Source organism: Gelria sp. Kuro-4 (genome assembly GCF_019668485.1).
Lineage (GTDB): Bacteria > Bacillota > DTU030 > DUMP01 > DUMP01 > DUMP01.
In genome coordinates this window covers 832,611-849,177 of record NZ_AP024619.1, presented here as the reverse complement: position 1 = coordinate 849,177, position 16,567 = coordinate 832,611, and the positions used below count along the sequence as shown (strand labels likewise).

Annotated in this window: 15 protein-coding genes and 1 pseudogene; 4 read left to right on the top strand and 12 right to left on the bottom strand. The window is 63.7% G+C overall.

Going from position 1 to position 16,567, the window contains the following annotated elements; genetic code table 11:
• Nucleotides 1–59 precede the first annotated feature (59 nt).
• From pstA to K5554_RS04255, 11 genes are all read right to left on the bottom strand, one after another.
• Nucleotides 60–944 (bottom strand): phosphate ABC transporter permease PstA, encoded by an 885-nt coding sequence (gene pstA / locus K5554_RS04305; RefSeq protein WP_221039912.1) that lies wholly within the window; start codon nucleotides 942–944, stop codon nucleotides 60–62.
• Nucleotides 941–1,840: a phosphate ABC transporter permease subunit PstC gene (pstC, locus tag K5554_RS04300; RefSeq protein WP_221039911.1), complete on the bottom strand. Its 900-nt coding sequence runs from the start codon at nucleotides 1,838–1,840 to the stop codon at nucleotides 941–943. The genes pstA and pstC overlap by 4 nt, the downstream gene beginning before the upstream one ends.
• 117 nt (nucleotides 1,841–1,957) lie before the next feature.
• Complete coding sequence (locus K5554_RS04295) at nucleotides 1,958–2,866, bottom strand: phosphate ABC transporter substrate-binding protein (protein ID WP_221039910.1); 909 nt, start codon at nucleotides 2,864–2,866, stop codon at nucleotides 1,958–1,960.
• A gap of 138 nt (nucleotides 2,867–3,004) precedes the next feature.
• Nucleotides 3,005–3,556: a cysteine hydrolase family protein gene (locus tag K5554_RS04290; protein WP_221039909.1), complete on the bottom strand. Its 552-nt coding sequence runs from the start codon at nucleotides 3,554–3,556 to the stop codon at nucleotides 3,005–3,007.
• Between the two features lie 145 nt (nucleotides 3,557–3,701).
• A complete protein-coding gene (locus tag K5554_RS04285) occupies nucleotides 3,702–4,985 on the bottom strand; it encodes a radical SAM protein (RefSeq protein ID WP_221039908.1) in 1,284 nt (427 codons plus the stop codon).
• Nucleotides 4,978–5,595: a cyclodeaminase/cyclohydrolase family protein gene (locus tag K5554_RS04280; RefSeq protein WP_255565578.1), complete on the bottom strand. Its 618-nt coding sequence runs from the start codon at nucleotides 5,593–5,595 to the stop codon at nucleotides 4,978–4,980. The genes K5554_RS04285 and K5554_RS04280 overlap by 8 nt, the downstream gene beginning before the upstream one ends.
• Before the next feature lie 30 nt (nucleotides 5,596–5,625).
• The gene (locus K5554_RS04275) at nucleotides 5,626–5,811 is read right to left on the bottom strand and encodes a formate--tetrahydrofolate ligase (RefSeq protein ID WP_221039906.1); all 186 of its coding nucleotides are present in this window, start codon (nucleotides 5,809–5,811) and stop codon (nucleotides 5,626–5,628) included.
• A gap of 85 nt (nucleotides 5,812–5,896) precedes the next feature.
• Complete coding sequence (ftcD, locus tag K5554_RS04270) at nucleotides 5,897–6,802, bottom strand: glutamate formimidoyltransferase (RefSeq protein WP_221039905.1); 906 nt, start codon at nucleotides 6,800–6,802, stop codon at nucleotides 5,897–5,899.
• Nucleotides 6,803–6,820: 18 nt separating this feature from the next.
• Nucleotides 6,821–8,050, bottom strand: a complete 1,230-nt coding sequence (gene gltS, locus K5554_RS04265) for a sodium/glutamate symporter (RefSeq protein WP_221039904.1) — start codon at nucleotides 8,048–8,050, stop codon at nucleotides 6,821–6,823.
• 180 nt (nucleotides 8,051–8,230) lie between these two features.
• Entirely contained in the window at nucleotides 8,231–9,595 is a 1,365-nt protein-coding gene (locus tag K5554_RS04260; RefSeq protein WP_221039903.1) for a sigma-54 dependent transcriptional regulator, read from the bottom strand.
• Nucleotides 9,570–11,189, bottom strand: coding sequence for a transporter substrate-binding domain-containing protein (locus K5554_RS04255; RefSeq protein WP_221039902.1), 1,620 nt, complete (start codon nucleotides 11,187–11,189; stop codon nucleotides 9,570–9,572). Before K5554_RS04255 ends, K5554_RS04260 begins: the two co-directional genes overlap by 26 nt.
• A gap of 301 nt (nucleotides 11,190–11,490) precedes the next feature.
• Here K5554_RS04255 and K5554_RS14385 point away from each other — a divergent pair.
• The 4 genes and pseudogenes from K5554_RS14385 (at nucleotide 11,491) to K5554_RS04230 (ending at nucleotide 15,398) form a co-directional block, all read left to right on the top strand.
• Nucleotides 11,491–12,189: pseudogene (locus K5554_RS14385) on the top strand (DUF5058 family protein).
• 15 nt (nucleotides 12,190–12,204) lie between these two features.
• Entirely contained in the window at nucleotides 12,205–12,891 is a 687-nt protein-coding gene (locus K5554_RS04240) for a hypothetical protein (protein ID WP_221039899.1), read from the top strand.
• A gap of 22 nt (nucleotides 12,892–12,913) precedes the next feature.
• Nucleotides 12,914–14,137 carry a M20 family metallopeptidase gene (locus K5554_RS04235; RefSeq protein WP_221039898.1) on the top strand — a complete coding sequence of 408 codons (1,224 nt, stop codon included), beginning with the start codon at nucleotides 12,914–12,916 and terminating at the stop codon, nucleotides 14,135–14,137.
• Between the two features lie 4 nt (nucleotides 14,138–14,141).
• Nucleotides 14,142–15,398, top strand: coding sequence for a M20 family metallopeptidase (locus tag K5554_RS04230; protein WP_221039897.1), 1,257 nt, complete (start codon nucleotides 14,142–14,144; stop codon nucleotides 15,396–15,398).
• A 140-nt stretch (nucleotides 15,399–15,538) separates the two neighbouring features.
• On the opposite strand, the gene K5554_RS04225 is transcribed toward K5554_RS04230, so the two are convergent.
• Nucleotides 15,539–16,333, bottom strand: coding sequence for a peptidoglycan DD-metalloendopeptidase family protein (locus K5554_RS04225; protein ID WP_221039896.1), 795 nt, complete (start codon nucleotides 16,331–16,333; stop codon nucleotides 15,539–15,541).
• Nucleotides 16,334–16,567: the final 234 nt, after the last annotated feature.

Genomic DNA, 16,567 nt, shown 5'->3' with positions numbered 1-16,567 from the left:
TCACCCCTCTCACATCCGGCAACTACGTAATTATAACACACCGAGTTGCGCCTTGACAACTAAACCCCCTGCAGGCGCCGCTGCAGCCGCCGTGTCAGCCAGCGCACGGCCGCATTGAAGAGGAGCACCACCAGCACCAAAGCGGCGGCCGTGCCATCGGCCACGCGCCGGATGTCGGGGATCTTCCCTTCCGTGTTCACCTTCCAAATGTGCACGGCCATGGTCTCGCCCGGCCGGAAAGGGTTTAAGGGCGAGCGCGGGCTGGTGATGTCCCAATTATGAAAGTCCAGGGCGCCGATGCTCTGCCCGGCCGTGTACAGGAGGGCGGCGGCTTCGCCCAGCGCGCGCCCGGCGGTGATGATCCCGCCGGTTACAATACCGGGGAGCGCCACCGGCAGGAGCACATGCCAGATGGTCTGCCACTTGGTAGCCCCCAGGGCCAGGCTGGCCTCGCGCAGGGAAACCGGCACCGCGCGCAGCGCGTCTTCACTCACTCGGACCATCACCGGCAGGTTGAGGAGGGTCAGCACCAGGGCCCCGGCCACCAGGGAGTACCCCCAGCCGGTGAGATTAACGAACACCAGGAGACCGAAGAGACCGGCCACAATGGAAGGAAGCGAAGCCAGGGTCTCGGTGCTGGTGCGGATGAGTTCCAGCAGCCGCCCGGGGCGCGCATACTCGGACAGGTAGATGGCCGCTCCCACGCCCAGGGGCACCGTGAGCGCCAGGGAAAGCACCAGGAGGTAGAAGGAATCGAAGAGCTGCGGCCCGATGCCGCCCCCGGCCCGGATGGACTCCGAGCGCCCGAAAAGGAACTGGGGCGTGAGCACCGGCAGGCCCTGGTAGAGGATGTACCCCACCAGGAGCGCCAAGACCAGCAGGATAATGCCGGCGGTAAGCCAAAAAGCCCAGGTGGCCAGCTTGTCGGCCGTCTTGTTGTTCACCGTAGCACCCCCCGTCTCGCTATGGTGCGGCTCACCAGGATAAAGGCCAGCGAAATGAGGAGCAGCAGCAGGGCCATGCTCCAGAGGGCGTTGTTCCAGGGGGTGCCTATTACAGTGTAGCCCATGTCCAGCGTGATACCGCTGGTTAAGGTAATGGTCTGGTCGAGGAGCGAGTGCGGGATGGTGTGGGTGTTGCCGATCACCATCTGCACCGCCAGCGCCTCACCGAAGGCGCGGGCCATGCCGAGGATGATCGCGGTGAGAAGTCCCGGGAGCACCGCCGGGAACACCACCCAGCGCAGCATCTGCCAGCGTGTGCTCCCCAGGGCCAAGGCGGCTTCCTTGGCCTCCTGCGGGAAGCTGCGCACGGCCTCGGTGGCCACGCTGACAATGGTAGGAACGATCATCACCGCCAGCACCAGGGCCCCGGCCAGCACGGAAAAGCCGAGCCCGCCCAAGCGCTCGCGGATAAAGACGACTATCACGGAAAGGCCTACCCAGCCGTATACCACGGACGGGATTCCGGCCAGAATCTCCACCGCCGGCTGAATGAAGCGGCGACCCGCGGCGGGCGCGATCTCAACGATAAAGAACGCCGTCATAACGCTGAGCGGTGCCGCCAGGAGGACGGCCAGCCCCGTCACGAGCACCGAACCCAAGATAAAGGTCAAAGCGCCCAGGGCCGGACCCCCGGCGCTCACCGGCCGGTCCGGCTTCCACAGGCTGCTTAAAAAGAACTCAAGCGGGCTCACCCGGTCCACCACGAAGGTTGCCAGCCCACGTTGGGCGATAAAGACCACAATGGCCAGGGTGGTCAGCACCAGCACCCCGGCGCAGACGGGCGGGATGAATTCGATCCAGGCTCGCCGCGGCCTGTGGCCTTTGTGCTCCGCCATTACCTTACCACCTTTTTGCGAGGTTGTGAGGAAAACGCGGCAAGGCAGCAGGCGCATGCCCACTGCCTGGCGCGACGGGGACTCGCGCCGCAAAAGTGCTGCTGTTTATTTCGGGGGTTATTTCTTGGGCGCCTGCCGCTCCACCTTCATCTCAGTGATGGGGATGTAGCCGGCCTGGCGTACCATATCCTTCTGCACGGCATCGCTCACCATGTAATCCAGGAAGGCCTTGGTGAGGCCGGTGGGCTCACCCTTGGTGTACATGTGCTCGTAGGACCAGACGGGGTACTTGCCGTTCGCGATGTTCTCCTCGGTGGGCTCCACACCGTCGATCTTGAGGGCCTTGATGCTGCTGTCCACGTAGGAGAGGGCCAGGTAGGAGATGGCGCCCTTGGTCTGGGCCACCGTCTGGCGCACCGCACCGGAAGACTCCTGTGTGGTGCCTTCGGCTTCCTCGTTGCCGTCCAGCGCAAAGGCCTTGAAGGTGGCGCGGGTTCCGGAACCCTTCGGCCGGTTAATGATCACGATCTTCTCGTCCGGGCCGCCCACTTCTTTCCAGTTGGTCACCTTGCCGGTGAACACCTTGATGAGGTCCGCCTTGCTCAGGTTGTCCACGGTGTTGGCCGGGTTAACCACGGCGGCGAAGCCGATCACCGCCGCCTTATGATCGACCAGCTGGGAAGCATCGATGCCGTCCTTCTCCTCAGCAAAGATGTCGGAGTTGCCGATGTCGACGGCGCCCTGGAAAACCTGCGAAAGCCCGGTGCCGCTGCCGCCGCCCTGCACAGAGATCTGCGCGTTCTTATGTTCGGCCATGAACTGGGTGGCCGCCTGCTCGACCAAGGGCTGTAGCGCGGTGGAACCGGACACGGTGATGGAGCCGGAAAGCTCGTCCGAACTCTGGGCCTGAGGAGCCGCTTCACCGCCCGGCTGTTGGGCCGGTTTAGAGCCGCAACCGGCGAGGGACGCCGCCAGGGCCAGGGACAGGATGCCGACGAGAACCCAGCGAGCCTTGTTCTTGAACACCTTGCCTTACCTCCCGTTGGCTTTCTGCTTGTCGACGCACCGTTCGCTGCCAATTAGCATTGTAGCATAGGAGTTTTAAGGCAAGGTTGTCCTGGTGTTAGGATTGTGTTAAGAATGATAACTTTAGGCCCTGCGCGGTTATTCAACGCTAAGGCCGAGGACTTTTTTCATCTGCGCCAGGGCAAAGGCATGGGCCTCTGGGTCGAAGCTGGCCATACCGCAGGCGTGGGCGCGGGTGGGCACGTCCCGGTTCGCCAGCTCCTCCGCCGTAAAGAAGCAGCAGATGTTGGTGCACACCCCCACGAGTTCTACTTCGTCCACCCGCGGCCGCTCCGCCCCGGGCGTAAGCCCCAGGTACTCCTCCAGGGGCGTACCGAAGAAGGCGCTGTAGCGGCTCTTGGGAAGCAGCAGCACCTGCCCGGATGCCGCCGCATCCGCAAGCGCTTTGAGCTCGGGGACCAGTTCGCGGCCCCAGGTACCCTCCAGGCAGTGGGGGGCAAACTTGGTAAACTCCAGGTCCCCGGGCCGGTGGGTGTCCAGGGTGAAGACCACCTCTTCTCCCCTTGCCAGCGCCTCCTCGACCTTCTTCCGGATGAAGGGCAGCACCTCGCGCGCCGCCGGGAAGCTGAGCGCCCCGCCCGCGGCCACAAAGTCGTTCTGCATGTCGACCACCATCAGCACCCGCCGCATTTTCACACCTCCAGACGCCCTTTTCTCCATTGTACCACGGCTCAAAGGTCCGGGCCAGACCGCCGCCCGCGCCCGGCCGTCTGCGCCGCCGGGGGGAGGCCCGAGGGGCGGGCCTGCCCAGCGCACCACCGGCCCCCCGGCCCAGTCACCCGCCCGGGGATGGTTCTGCGTGCGTGAAGCTGCCGAGGAGAAGATGGGGGAACTCTTTTTTCAGCGCGCCGATGAGGCCGCGGATGCCGAGAAGCCGCCCGCGGCGGGGCGGCAGTGCCCGCCGGTACACGTCGGGGTCGATGTTCAGGTTGCGCAGCTGGATAAGGTCCACCGGCCGCGCGCGCAGGAGCCGGATGAGGGCCTCGACTTCCTCTTCCCGGTCGCTCACCCCGGGAAAGATCAGGTAGTTGAGGGACAGGTTCAGGCCCTCCTCCCGCGCCACGCGCAGGGTTTCCTTTACATCCGCCAGCGTGTAGCCCTGCGGGCGCACGTAGGCGCTAAAAACCTCCTCCTGCGGGCTGAGAAGGCTCACGCGGATGCTGCCCAGGCCGGCGCGGGCCAGGGCGCGCACCGCCGCCGGGCGGCCGCCGTTGCTGTTGACGTTGATCACACCGCGCGGCGTTTGCGCCCGCACCCGGCGGATGGCCGCCTCCAGGCGCGGCGCCGCCAGGGTGGGTTCGCCCTCGCAGCCCTGGCCGAAGCTTATAATGGCCCCCTCCGCCTCTTTCAAGTGCGGCGCGGCCACCTCCACTATCTCCTCTTCCGTGGGGAAAAAAGCAATCCGCTCCTGGGGTGAAGGGCAGCACTCGCTCACCTGCTTGGAAATGCAACCCAGGCAGCGGGCATTGCAGGCGGGCGAGACCGGGATACCGCCCTCCCAGCGCCGGTAAAAGATGTTCTGCGCCGTAAAGCAGCCGTACTCCAGGGCACAGCGGCCGAGCTGCTTAAGGATGCGGTTGCCCGGGTGGGCGCGGCGCAGCGCCGCCACCCGCGCAGCGAGGTCCGGGGTGTTGTAGCGGCGGGGGTTCCAGGTAGTGTTGTCGGGCTCCACCTGCACGGCAGCAGCGTAGAGCGCACCGCCGCGAAAGGCCACCGCCGTGTAGCCGAAGAGGGGGAGCGGCTGCGCCCCGCGCCCGGCGAAGGCCGCCGGTAGGTAGGTGCGGGCGTAGCCCATGGGAAGGAGCGCCCCTACCGCAAAGAGGGGGCCTTCTACTCCAGGCAGCCTTCCCGCCCGCCGGAACGCCCCTGCCGGGCCCACCCCGATGGCCGCCCGCCCCGGAAGCAGGGTAAGGGTGGCGCCTTCGGGCAGGGGGATGAACTCTGTACCATCCAGCGCCACCAGGCGCTCGGCGGCCCGTCCGGCCGGTGCCAGGTGGGGGTGCTCATAAAGCCGGCCGGCGGCGTCGGCCACGGCCAGGCGAAAAACCTCTTCAGACATGGATGAGTGCCGCCACCCGCGCCCGTACCTGCTCCGCCCGCCGGCGCGCCGCCGCCAGCGCCTGCTCCTTGCGGGCGGCAAGTGCTGCCTTACGCTCTGCATCTTGCAAGGAGCCCAGGTTGATGTCCACGTTGAGGGCCGCCCCCTCTGCGGCCGCCCGTGCCAGAAGCGCCGCCACCCCCGCGTCGCTCGCAGCTGCAGGGTTGCCGTAAGCCGCTGCTTCTTGAGCCAGCGCCAGGACCGAAACCGCAGCCTCAGCGGTTCTTAGGGGCACCTCCGCCGCTGCCGCCAAGGCCGCCTGGATGGCCGCTTCCCGCGCGGCTTCAGCCTCCGGGGTGTCCTTCGGCTGCCGGAAGGCAGCCATCACTCGGTTGAAGGCTGCCGCGTCTTCCTCTACAAGTTGCGCCAGACCGTCCTTGAGGGCGGCTGCCCGGTCCGCCAAAGCGCTCATCTTCTCCTCCACGCCGGCAAACTTTTTCCTGCCGCGGGTAAGGTTGGCTACCATGGCTGTAAGGGCCGCGGCCAGCGCTCCGGCCAGCGCCGCCGCGCTCCCGCCCCCCGGCGCCGGTGCATCGGATGCCAGTTCGCTGAGAAACTCTCTGACCGTCATTTCAAGCACTGAAGCCTCACCTCGCGCTCCCTATCTCTTCCCCAGAAAAGGCCCGTAATCCGGTCGGTCTTTCACGCGCCCCCACACCCGAGGAGTTGCCTCGGCTTTGTACCGGCCGTAAAGTTCAAGTTCTTCAGGCGCACTACCAAAGGCGGCGGCCGCCTCCTCGATCGGCTTAAGCCCAGCCGCCCGGGCGATCTCAATGTCGGAAATCAAGCCGGAACACTCCTTTGGGACCGTGGGCAGGTATCGGCGGAAAGAAGTAATGTGGGGCAGCAATCACCTTTTCGCGACATCTCAGTTATTCTCCTTGTTCCCAGAGCCGCTCCTCCAGGATCTGCTCCCGCTTGAAGTCCTCCAGGCGGAGGTAGAAGGCCGCCACGTCCACCAGGGCTTCCAGCGGGGTGAGCCCGACGATCTCGCTTCCGACCACATTTACTCCGTACCGCGCCGCCTCGCTCTTTATGGTTTCAAAGACGCGGTAAAGCGGTGCGGTCCTGTAGTTGCACATATTGATGGTGACCTGGGCCTGTCCGCGCTCCTCGATCATGACGCCCAGCGCTTTCACATTCTTATATCCGCCGCTCGACTCCCGGATGGCTTTGGCAATTTTCTTCGCCACGTCCACATTGTCCGTGCCCAGGTTCACGTTGAAGGCGATCAGGAACTCCCGCGCTCCAACCACCGTAGCGCCGGCGGTGGGGTGAAGCTCATGCGGTCCAAAGTCCGGCCAGCGCTCCGGATTATGAACAGCCTCCTTAAGCCCTTCGTACTCACCCTTGCGGATTTGCGGCAGGGTCTTAAGATGGGGACGGGTGGACGCTTCCTCGTACAGGTACACCGGGATGCCCAGCTTCTCGGCGATTTCCCGCCCCAGTGAGCGCGCCAGTTCCACGCACTCGGCCATGGTCACCTCCGTCACTGGGATGAACGGAATTACGTCCGTGGCCCCGATGCGCGGGTGTTCACCGTGATGCTCTTGCATGTTGATAAGCTGAGCGGCCCGGGCACAGGCGGCAAAGGCGGCCTGCTTGGCTGCCTCCGGCTCGCCGACAAAGGTTACCACCGTACGGTTGTGGCTGGCGTCAGACTTGGCATCGAGGAGCAACACCCCTGGGATACTGCGAATCTCCGCCAGGATGGCCTCAATAACCTCCGGCCGCCGACCTTCGCTGAAGTTGGGAACACATTCCACTAAACGCGCCATGTTTTCAGCCCCCTCGAACTACTTAAAGATGTTGATGAAGGTCAAGATGGAAGGAATCCCGAAAAGGTCAATCAGGAAGGCACCCACCAAAGGAACGATGAGAAAGGCCTTGGTGGACGGGCCGTACTTTTCGGTAACCGCACTCATGTTGGCCACTGCGTTCGGAGTGGCTCCCAGCCCGTGGCCGCACATGCCGGCGCACATCACCGCAGCATCGTAGTCGCGACCCAACAGAGGGAAGAGAATGAAGATGGTAAATACAGCCATCCAAACCACCTGACCGATAAGGATAACAAGCATGGGAATAGCCAGGTCGAAGAGCTCCCAAAGCTTGAGGGTCATAAGGGCCATGGAAAGGAAGATGCCCAGCGTTACATCCCCGATCATGTCCACACTTTGCTCGTGAATGCGCACCAGGCGAAAATGATCGTTCAAGTTACGCAGGATTACGGCAACAAACATGGCGCCCACGTAGCCGGGAAGCACCAACTTGAAGGTGCTTTCAATCCATTTGCTGGCAATGGCACCCACCGTCATGGCCACAAGGATGATCCCCAGAGTCTGCATAACGCGATTTCCAGAAATCGGTTCTTCTTTCGTAATGCCCCGGGCCTCGGCCAGGCTGACGTAAGCCTCGCCGCTTTGTTTGTTTTCCAAGTTGTGCTTTTCGATCAGGTACTTGGTCACAGGCCCGCCCAAGAGCCCTCCAGAGATGAGCCCAAACGTGGCCGCGGCCATGCCCACTGTGGTGGCTCCCTTGATCCCCAGGCCCTCAATCACCGGGCCGAAGGCCGCCGCACTCCCATGGCCTCCCTCCATGGTGATGGCCCCGCAAATGACGCCATAGAGTGGGTGCACACCCGTCAGCTTCGCCAGAAGAACCCCTAAGCCATTCTGACTCCAGGCAATAAAGCCCGCGGCCAGCCAGTAAATTATGAGGCCGACTCCGCCCTTCTTGAGGAGGCTGAAGCTTCCACCCAAGCCCACGGTAGTAAAGAAGGCAATCATAAACGGGCTCTGTACGGTGGTGTCCAGCTTGAAGGCCAGAAGATGACTCTGCCGTAAGAGAAGAGCAACAATAGAAAAGGCCAGACCACCGATCACCGGAGCCGGGATGCAAAACCGCTCAAACACCTTGACCTTGCGGCGAACAGCATACCCCCAGAGAAGGAGCAGCACCGCCAAAGCTGTGGACTCCACAAGACCCAGTTTCAGCGTCAGGAGTCCGTCCACTGTGGAAAGCTCCATAAACCTTCACCTCCGCAGGTTTTGTGGCCGGTTCAACGAAAGGGCTTGTTGCTGCACCGGCACTTGACCATGGGAGGCTGCAAAAACTATGCCAGGTACTGACTGCGCTCCGTATGGGGGTTTACCGCCTCCCGACGCCCTGCATATACCCGGCAAGAATTTCCGTGCGGCATGTTTTGCCTAGTACTCTCGGCGGTACTGCTTAAGCTTGTTACGCAGGTTTCGTTCGCTTATTCCCAGTACTTCGGCCGTGCGTCTGCGGTTGCCGCCGAAAGCCTTGAGGGTCGTGAGGATCAGCTCTTTCTCCGCAGCGGCAAGCGTAACCCCCACGGGAAAAACAATGCGCTGGGTACCCCGCATCCCTGTCCCGGCCCCTGCCGCTACGCGTATCTCAGGCGGCAAGTCGGCCAGAGTGATGGTTGACCCGGAGGCCAACACGGCGGCCCGCTCAAGTGCGTTCTCAAGTTCCCGCACGTTACCCGGAAAAGAGTACGCTTCCAAGGCAGCCAGAGCTTCCGGGGTGAGCTTCAGCGAAGGTGCACCCAAACGCTCGGAAATACGCGCCAGAAAGTGCCGGACCAAAAGGGGGATGTCTTCGCGCCGCTCCCTGAGGGGCGGCAGATGGATGGACACCACATTGAGGCGGAAGTAAAGATCCGCCCGGAAACGCCCGGCCTCCACCTCTTTCTTTAAATCCCGGCTGGTCGCCGCCACCACGCGTACATCCACCCGCCGGCTTTTCTCCGCCCCCAAAGGGCGCACGAGTTTGTCTTCCAGGACGCGTAGGAGCTTTGCCTGCACGGAAGGCTCCAGTTCACCCACTTCGTCGAGAAAAAGGGTTCCCCCGTGAGCGGCAGCAAAGCGGCCGGTATGGCTGCGCGTCGCCCCGGTAAACGCTCCTGCCGTATAGCCAAAGAGTTCTCCTTCCAACAGAGTAGCTGGAATAGCCGCGCAGTTGATCACTTCCCAGGGGCCCTTGGCCCGCCGACCGGCGAAGTGAAGGGCTCTGGCCACCAGCTCCTTCCCTGTGCCGCTTTCACCGGTGATAAGCACAGTGGCATCGATATCTTTCGCGCGCTCAATAAGAGCCAGCACCGGCTGCATCGCGCGGCTTCCGGCCGCTATCCCCCACTGCAGTGTATCGGCGGTCAGAGCAGCCGTAAGCTCTCGCACCCGCCGATTGAGCCCGGCATGCTCCACAGCCCGTCTGAGCGCAAGCTTAAGTTCCTCCAGGTTGAGCGGCTTGGTGAGGTAAGAGAAGGCACCTCGACGCATGGCTTCCACAGCCGAGGCAATGCTGCCGTAAGCGGTGATGATGATCACCGGAAGCTCTGGGTCCACTGCGCGCAGTTCGCCCAGAACCGCGAGGCCGTCCTCGTTTCCTAGGCGCAGGTCGAGAAGCGCAGCGGAAACCGGCTCGCTGCGCAGTATCTCCAGCGCCTCCTCTGAGCTCTTGGCGGTATGCACAGTATAGTCGTCTTCAAGGGCAAACCTCAGGGAAACGAGTACACTTTCTTCGTCATCGATGATCAACACCGCCGACACCCGGTTCACCTCCCAGGGGCAACGTAAGCCGCACTGTAGTGCCCTGCCCCTCTATGCTTTCTATGCCCAGATCCCCGCCGTTCTCCTGGGCCAAGCGGTACGAAAGGAAAAGGCCCAGTCCAGTGCCTCCCTGTCGCCGGCTGAAGAAAGGATCGAACACGCGTGACAGGTCCTCGGCTTTAATCCCGGGCCCGTTGTCATGGCAGAAAAGCACACCGCACCCTCCCCTGACGCCCCCATCCAAGACGATCTTCCCACCAGGTGAAAGTATCTGGATGGCATTCAGAACGACGTTGGTGAGGATTTGCCGCACCTGACCCGGATCCGCCCACAGTATGAGATCTGCCGGTACCTTATTTTGAAGGGTCAAGCCCTTCGCCCGGGCCTCTTCTTCTAGAACGGCCAGGACTTCGCCCACCGATTGGGCAGCAGAAAAGGCCTGCCGCACAGGTAGACGAGGGCGAGCATAGTCGAGCAGGCTGGTTATGAGAAGGTCGAGCCGCCTTACCTCCTGCGGCACAATCTCAACCAGCTTCGCCCGGTAGGCCGCGTTATCGAGTTTCTGCGGCAGAAGCTCAACAAGGGTCTTGATGGCGGTGAGGGGATTGCGAATCTCATGCGCCAGGGCCGCGGCCAGTTCACCCACCGACTCAAGCCGTTCCTTGCGGGCCAGCTTTTCCGCCTGGCGGGCTACCTCGTCGCGGAGGCGCCGGTTGACGCGGATCACCACCGCCACCGCAACGAAGAGCAGCGCCACGGCAGCGCCGGCGCCATAAAAAAGCTGGCGGAGCCTCTGCGGGTAGTCCGGAATCTCCGCGCCGAACCACTTCTGGTAGATACGGTCGTAGGTACCGTTCTTGCGAATCGCAGCCAAGCCCTGATTAAACTCGCGAAGGAGCGCCCTGTTTCTTCCTTCGCGCACCGCCAGGGCATAGTTGGCAGGGGCAAGTGGCCCGCCGACCACCTTCACTGCTTGCGCCCGACCTAACTGTTGGAGGAGGTAAAGGCCCGTCAGGTGATTACCTACCGCAGCGTCCACCTCCCCGGCAAGGAGAAGCTCGAGCGACTCGCCCTGATTTATGGAAAGTTTCAGGTCTACCTCGGGAACCCGACGCAGCAGGTCTACGGCAATATCTCCCTGCTGCGCCGCAACGCGCCGCCCACTCAGATCCTCCAACTCGTGGATATCCACTCGCTCGCGGCGCACGAAAATAGAAAGCGAGCTGTTCAGATATGGATCGGAAAAATCATACAACTTATCCCTTTCAGGGCTGTATTTCATGCCTTGAATAGCATCAACTTCTCCCCGATCTAAGGCGGCGCGCACCTCCGACCAGGGGAGAGGTATGAGCTCCAGGTCCCAGCCGTTTTGGAGGGCCACCGCCCGGAGGATGTCAACGTTGAAACCTTTGTACACTCCCTGCGGGCTGAGGTACTCGTACGGGGGAAAGGCGTTATCGCCTGCGATACGCAGCACCCGGCTGCCGCTGGTATCCGGAGGTGGAACCGTGTGCGCCGGCGCTGCACCGAAGTAAAGGACGGCGCAAGCGGTCATCGCCAGTGTCAACACACGGCGCCAACGCTTTGGGCTCACCTTCATCTCTCCCCCCGGCAGCACGCGGTTCCAGATAACACTTGAGCACCCTGCTGTGCTGCACTTACGCTCATTATACCATACCATCCCGGTGCGCCGAACTATAAGAACCCTTAATGAGCACCGTAAGAAAGCCTGCCACTGCGGGAAAGGAATTCTTCGGGGTAAGTGGAATTCTCACAAGGAAGTTCCCCGGAATGGCAGCGCTTAAAGGGGGTAGTATAGGGGTGAAGTAAGCCTGTGGGGGACTCGGTTTGCACGGAACGGAAAACCCGAGCAAGTCAACGAGGAGGTAAGCGGCGTGTCCCCGAAAATCCTACAGATCGCCAACGGCTTTGGGGTTTGGGTGCTGGCCGCGCTGACCGTGAGCATGGTGCTGGTGCAGGCGGTGCTTTACACCCGGCTGGCTTACACAACGGCCGACAAAATCGGCTACGCGCGGGAGAAGTGCCGCCAGGCCTTTCGCACCGGCCTCGTCACGGCCATCGGCCCTTCCATCGCCATCTTCATCGTTATGGTGGGCATGATGTCCGTCGTCGGGGGACCGATCACCTGGCTGCGCTTATCCGTCATCGGCGCCGCCCCCACCGAGCTCACTGCTGCCACGGTGGGCGCCCAGGCGCGCGGGGTGGAATTCGGCGGCGCCGACTACGACCTCCTGGCCCTCGCCACCTCCTGATGGACTATGGCCATCAACGGCTTCGGCTGGCTCCTTTTTGTCAGCCTGTTCACCCATAAACTCGAGGACTTCCGCGAGAAAATCGGCGGGGGCGATCCCAAGTGGCTGGCTGCTTTGAGCGGTGCCGCCATGCTGGGCGTGTTCGGTTACCTCAACACCAGTCACGTCCTGGCCGGCGGCGGGCGGCTCATCGCCGTGGTCACCGGCGCCATCGCCATGGTGATTCTGCTCAAACTTGCAGAGCGGGCCAAGTGGCTGCGCGAGTACACCCTGGGTATAGCCATGCTCATCGGTATGGCCCTGGCCGTCTGGCTAGGGTAGAAGGAGGCAAGAAAAATGGACGCGGGCAGCAAGCGCTTGGCCGCCTTTGAGGAAATCTGGAAGAAGCCGGTTATCCGCATCGGCAGCATCACGGTGCTGGCGGGCGGGCTTCTGGCCTTCCTGCCCTCGGTCTACCTGTGGTTGCGCTTCGGCGTCTTCCCGCCGTTACCCATGGCGCTCAAGGCCTGGGCCATGATCGCCGCCGCCTTCGGCGCCTTCTACATTGTAGAGCCGGTGTCATACTATGCCATCCTGGGTCTCTCCGGGACGTACATGAGCTTTCTTTCAGGCAACATCTCCAATCTGCGCCTGCCCTGCGCCAGCATGGCCCAAGAGGTCACCGAGGTGGAGACAGGCACACCGGAGGCGGAGATTGTGGCCACCCTGGGCATCGCCGGTTCCATCATCACGAACCTCGTCGGTGTCACCCTCGCCGCCTTTGTCGGGGCGGCGCTCATCCGTATCTTCCCGCCGGCCGTCGCCGACGCTTTCAAGGTATACACGGTCCCGGCCATCTTCGGCGCCGTCTTCGGGCAGTTCAGCCTGCGCTACCCTAAGGTGGCCGTTTTCGGCATCGGCATCCCGCTGCTGCTGCTCGGGGTACTCAAGGGTATCCCTGTGTGGCTGGTGATTCCGGCGTCGGTCTTCGGCAGCATCGGTATCGCCCGCATCTTCTACAACTGGGAACGGCAACGCAGTTAGTTGAAGAAAGGAGCGGTTTCTTATGAATCTGAAGGCGCTGCGCGCGGAGGCGCAAGAGCTGCAGAATGAAATCGTCAAGTGGCGCCGCGACCTGCACCAGATCCCAGAACTCGGGCTGGACCTGCCGGAAACCTCGGCTTATGTGGAGCGGACGCTTAAGGAGCTGGGCATTCCCGTGAAAACGGGGCTGGCCAAGTCGGGCGTGGTGGGACTTATCGCCGGCTGTGAGCCGGGCCCCACCTTCGCCTTGCGTGCCGACATGGACGCCCTGCCGATTCAGGAAGAAACGGGGCTGGCCTTCGCCTCGCGCCACCCGGGCCGGATGCACGCCTGCGGCCACGATACGCATACCGCCATGCTCCTGGGGGCGGCGAAGCTGCTCCAGGCGCATTGCGCAGAGCTCAAAGGTAACGTGAAGCTGATTTTCCAGCCGGCGGAGGAGGGCCCGGGCGGCGCCGAACCCATGATCCGGGACGGCGTGCTGGCCGATCCGCCGGTGGAGGCCATCCTGGGGATGCACATCGGTACCATTTTCAAGGAGGTCCCGGCCGGCGTCATCGGGGTCGGGTATGGTCCCCTCATGGCCTCGCTGGACCGCTTCTATATCAAGGTCATCGGCAAGGGTGGCCACGGGGCCATGCCGGAGACCACAGTTGATCCGGTGGCGATCACCGGTACCCTCATCGGCGCGCTGCAGCAGCTGGTGAGCCGCGAGCAAAAGCCCACCCACCCGCTGGTGCTCACCATCGGCCGCATCCAGGGCGGCAGCGCCTACAACGTGATCCCCAGCTTCGTTGAGCTCGAGGGCACCGTGCGCGCCACCCGTGAAGACGAGCGGCAGAGCATCGCCCGGCGCATGGAAGCGGTGGTGGCGGGCATCACCCAGGGGCTCAGAGCAAGCTACGAGTTTAAGTACGACTTCGGCTACCCGCCGCTCGTCACCGACGAGGGGGTGACGCGCCACGTGGAAGAGACGGCGCGGGAACTCTTCGGGCCTGAAGGGGTGATGACCCTTTCCGAGCCCACCATGGGCGGGGAAGACATGGCCTTTTTCCTCGAGCGGGTCCCCGGCACGTTCATCTTCCTGGGCGGAGCGAACCCGGCCAAGGGCATCGTGCGCGCCCACCACTCGAGCACCTTCGACGTGGACGAAGCCGTCTTCTGGCGCGGCAGCGCCGCGCTGGCCGCCAGCGCCCTAACCTGGCTGGACAAGAACCACAAGCAGCGCCACGCATCAAGGAGGTAATGCCATGACCCCGGAAGAAGCCCGGCGCTGGGCCGAGGAAGCGCGGGACGAGATCGTCGCCCTGGCCCAAGCGCTCATCCGTACCCCCAGTCCCAACCCGCCCGCCCGGGAAGAGGTGGTGGCGAAGGTGCTCCAGGAAAAGTTCCGGGCGGCGGGGCTGGCCGCCGAGCTGGTGGCGCTGGGAGAAGGAAGGGCCAACGTGGTGGCCCGCCTGCCGGGTAGCAGGCAGGCCCCAGCCCTCCTTTACGACGGCCACCTGGACACGGTGCCGCCGGGAGAGGCGGGCGCCTGGCGCCATGCTCCGTACAGCGGTGAACTGGAAGGCGGGCGCCTCTACGGCCGCGGCGCCAGCGACATGAAAGGCGGGGTGGCCGCGCAGGCCATGGCCGCCATTTTGGCCCACCGGGCAGGGCTTACCCCGGCCGGCGATCTCATCGTGGCCGCCACCTGCGGCGAAGAGACGGACAGCGCGGGCGCCCATGCCTTTCGGCGCGCCGGCGGGCTGGAAGGCGTAGGGGGCGTCGTGATCGCGGAGCCTAGCGCCAACGAGCTCTTTATCGCCGAAAAGGGCGCTCTCTGGCTGGAGATCACAACGTACGGCCGCACCGCCCACGGTTCCATGCCCCACCTGGGCGTCAACGCCATCTGGAAAATGCACAAGGTACTGGGTGCCCTGGCACACTTCCGTCCCAGCGCAGACAAGCACCCGCTGCTGGGCGAGGGCACGGTGAGCCTGGGCACCCTTGAGGGCGGGATCAAGACCAACGTGGTGCCCGACCGGGCCAGCGCCACCTTCGACCTCAGGACTGTGCCCGGGCGCCCGCACGAAGAAATCGTCACCGCCGTGGAGGACCTCCTCGGCCGGTTGCGGGTGGACGACCCGGAGCTCAAGGCCGAAGTCAAGGTGATCAAGAACCTGCCCTCCGTGGCCACCGCGGCCGACGAGCCCATCGTGCGCCTGGCCCGCCAGGTAGGCCTTGACCTCTGGGGGCGGGACCTGCTGCCGCAGGGGGTGAACTACTACACCGACGCCGCCGTTCTCGTCCCCGAAGGGCAGATCCCCTTCCTCATCTTCGGCCCCGGCGCGCCCACCCTGGCCCACCAGCCCGAAGAGCACGTCGAAGTAGAAAAGCTGGTCGAGGCCACCGCTTTCTTCCTCCTCTTCGCCGCCCGCTGGGGGTCAGGTATCAACTTTCCACTGTTTCTCTCACATCTGCGAAAGGAGGGCGCCCCGGCGCCGCCCTGCCCCACGGGGCGCTGACCGCCCGGCAAAAGACGCCGCCCGCACGCTGAAACGCCGCGGGCGGCCTGCTCATTGAGAGCCCCATACAAGGATTCGCGGAATCTCCGCTTTTTCGCATAACTGATAAAAACCGTGGCAAGTTGATACCTGACCCCGGGTTAGGGGAGGAAACGGAGGGGGTTTTGGGGGCGGCCGCCCACGTGGACTTCGAAGTGGAGGTGGGGGCCGGTGGCGTTGCCGCTGGCGCCCACCCGGGCGACGGCCTGGCCCCGCCACACCTGCTGGCCCGGCTTCACCAGAAGCCGCAGGCAGTGTGCATAAACCGTGCGCACGTTGCGGGCATGCTCAATGACCACCACGCGGCCGTAGCCGCCGTTCCAACCGGCACTCACCACGTGCCCGGCAGCCGCCGCCGTGATGGTGCTGCCGCTCGGTGCGGCGATGTCCAGCCCGTAGTGCAGGCGCCCGCCGCGCCAGCCGTAGCCGGAGGAGATGCGTCCGGAAACAGGCCAGGCCAAGGCCAAACCCCCGCCCTGGCGAGATGTCACCGTAAATGCCGCCCCGGGCACTAGAACCTCCTGGCCGATCGCCAGGCGATACGGGTCAAGCCCGGGGTTGGCCCCTTTCACAGCTGCCAGGGAAACGCCGTACCGCTGCGCTATTTTCCACAAGCTGTCGCCCCGGGCCACAGTGTGGACCATCCTTTCACCGCCCGGCACCTTGAGCTCTTGCCCGGGAAAGATGAGATTAGGGTTCTTCAGGTTGTTGCTCGCCGCTACAGCCGCCACGCTGCTGCCGTACCGGGCAGCAATCTCAGACACCGTCTCCCCGCGCTGGACGATGTGGAGGATAACCTCCGCCTGGGCGCCTAGGGAGGGAGCAAAGGCCAGGAGGGCCGCCAGCACGCCGCCCAGAGCAGCCAGCCAGGGGCGGGCTGATCGCTCGTGTTGCAAGCATCTTCACCTCGTACCACAGATTGGTCGTAGTGTGTACATAATCGAAAAAAGTATACCTGCGCCAATCCCGGTACGAGCAGGAAAGCCTACCAGTAATTACCTCGTAGATGAACCCCACGGTTGGGTCATCAGCCGGGCCGAGAGCACGGCAAGAGAAAACGCCGTCGTCCTTGTGCTGGGCGACGGCGCTTTTCGGCCTGCGCGCCGGGCAAACGGTCTAACCAAAAAGAG

Excerpts from the sequence above, each read along its gene's own strand:
- pstC (WP_221039911.1), bottom strand. The coding sequence starts at position 1,840 with ATGGCGGAGCACAAAGGCCACAGGCCGCGGCGAGCCTGGATCGAATTC.
- K5554_RS04290 (WP_221039909.1), bottom strand. The coding sequence starts at position 3,556 with ATGCGGCGGGTGCTGATGGTGGTCGACATGCAGAACGACTTTGTGGCC.
- K5554_RS04285 (WP_221039908.1), bottom strand. The coding sequence starts at position 4,985 with ATGTCTGAAGAGGTTTTTCGCCTGGCCGTGGCCGACGCCGCCGGCCGG.
- K5554_RS04280 (WP_255565578.1), bottom strand. The coding sequence starts at position 5,595 with ATGACGGTCAGAGAGTTTCTCAGCGAACTGGCATCCGATGCACCGGCG.
- ftcD (WP_221039905.1), bottom strand. The coding sequence starts at position 6,802 with ATGGCGCGTTTAGTGGAATGTGTTCCCAACTTCAGCGAAGGTCGGCGG.
- gltS (WP_221039904.1), bottom strand. The coding sequence starts at position 8,050 with ATGGAGCTTTCCACAGTGGACGGACTCCTGACGCTGAAACTGGGTCTT.
- K5554_RS04240 (WP_221039899.1), top strand. The coding sequence starts at position 12,205 with ATGGACGCGGGCAGCAAGCGCTTGGCCGCCTTTGAGGAAATCTGGAAG.
- K5554_RS04235 (WP_221039898.1), top strand. The coding sequence starts at position 12,914 with ATGAATCTGAAGGCGCTGCGCGCGGAGGCGCAAGAGCTGCAGAATGAA.
- K5554_RS04230 (WP_221039897.1), top strand. The coding sequence starts at position 14,142 with ATGACCCCGGAAGAAGCCCGGCGCTGGGCCGAGGAAGCGCGGGACGAG.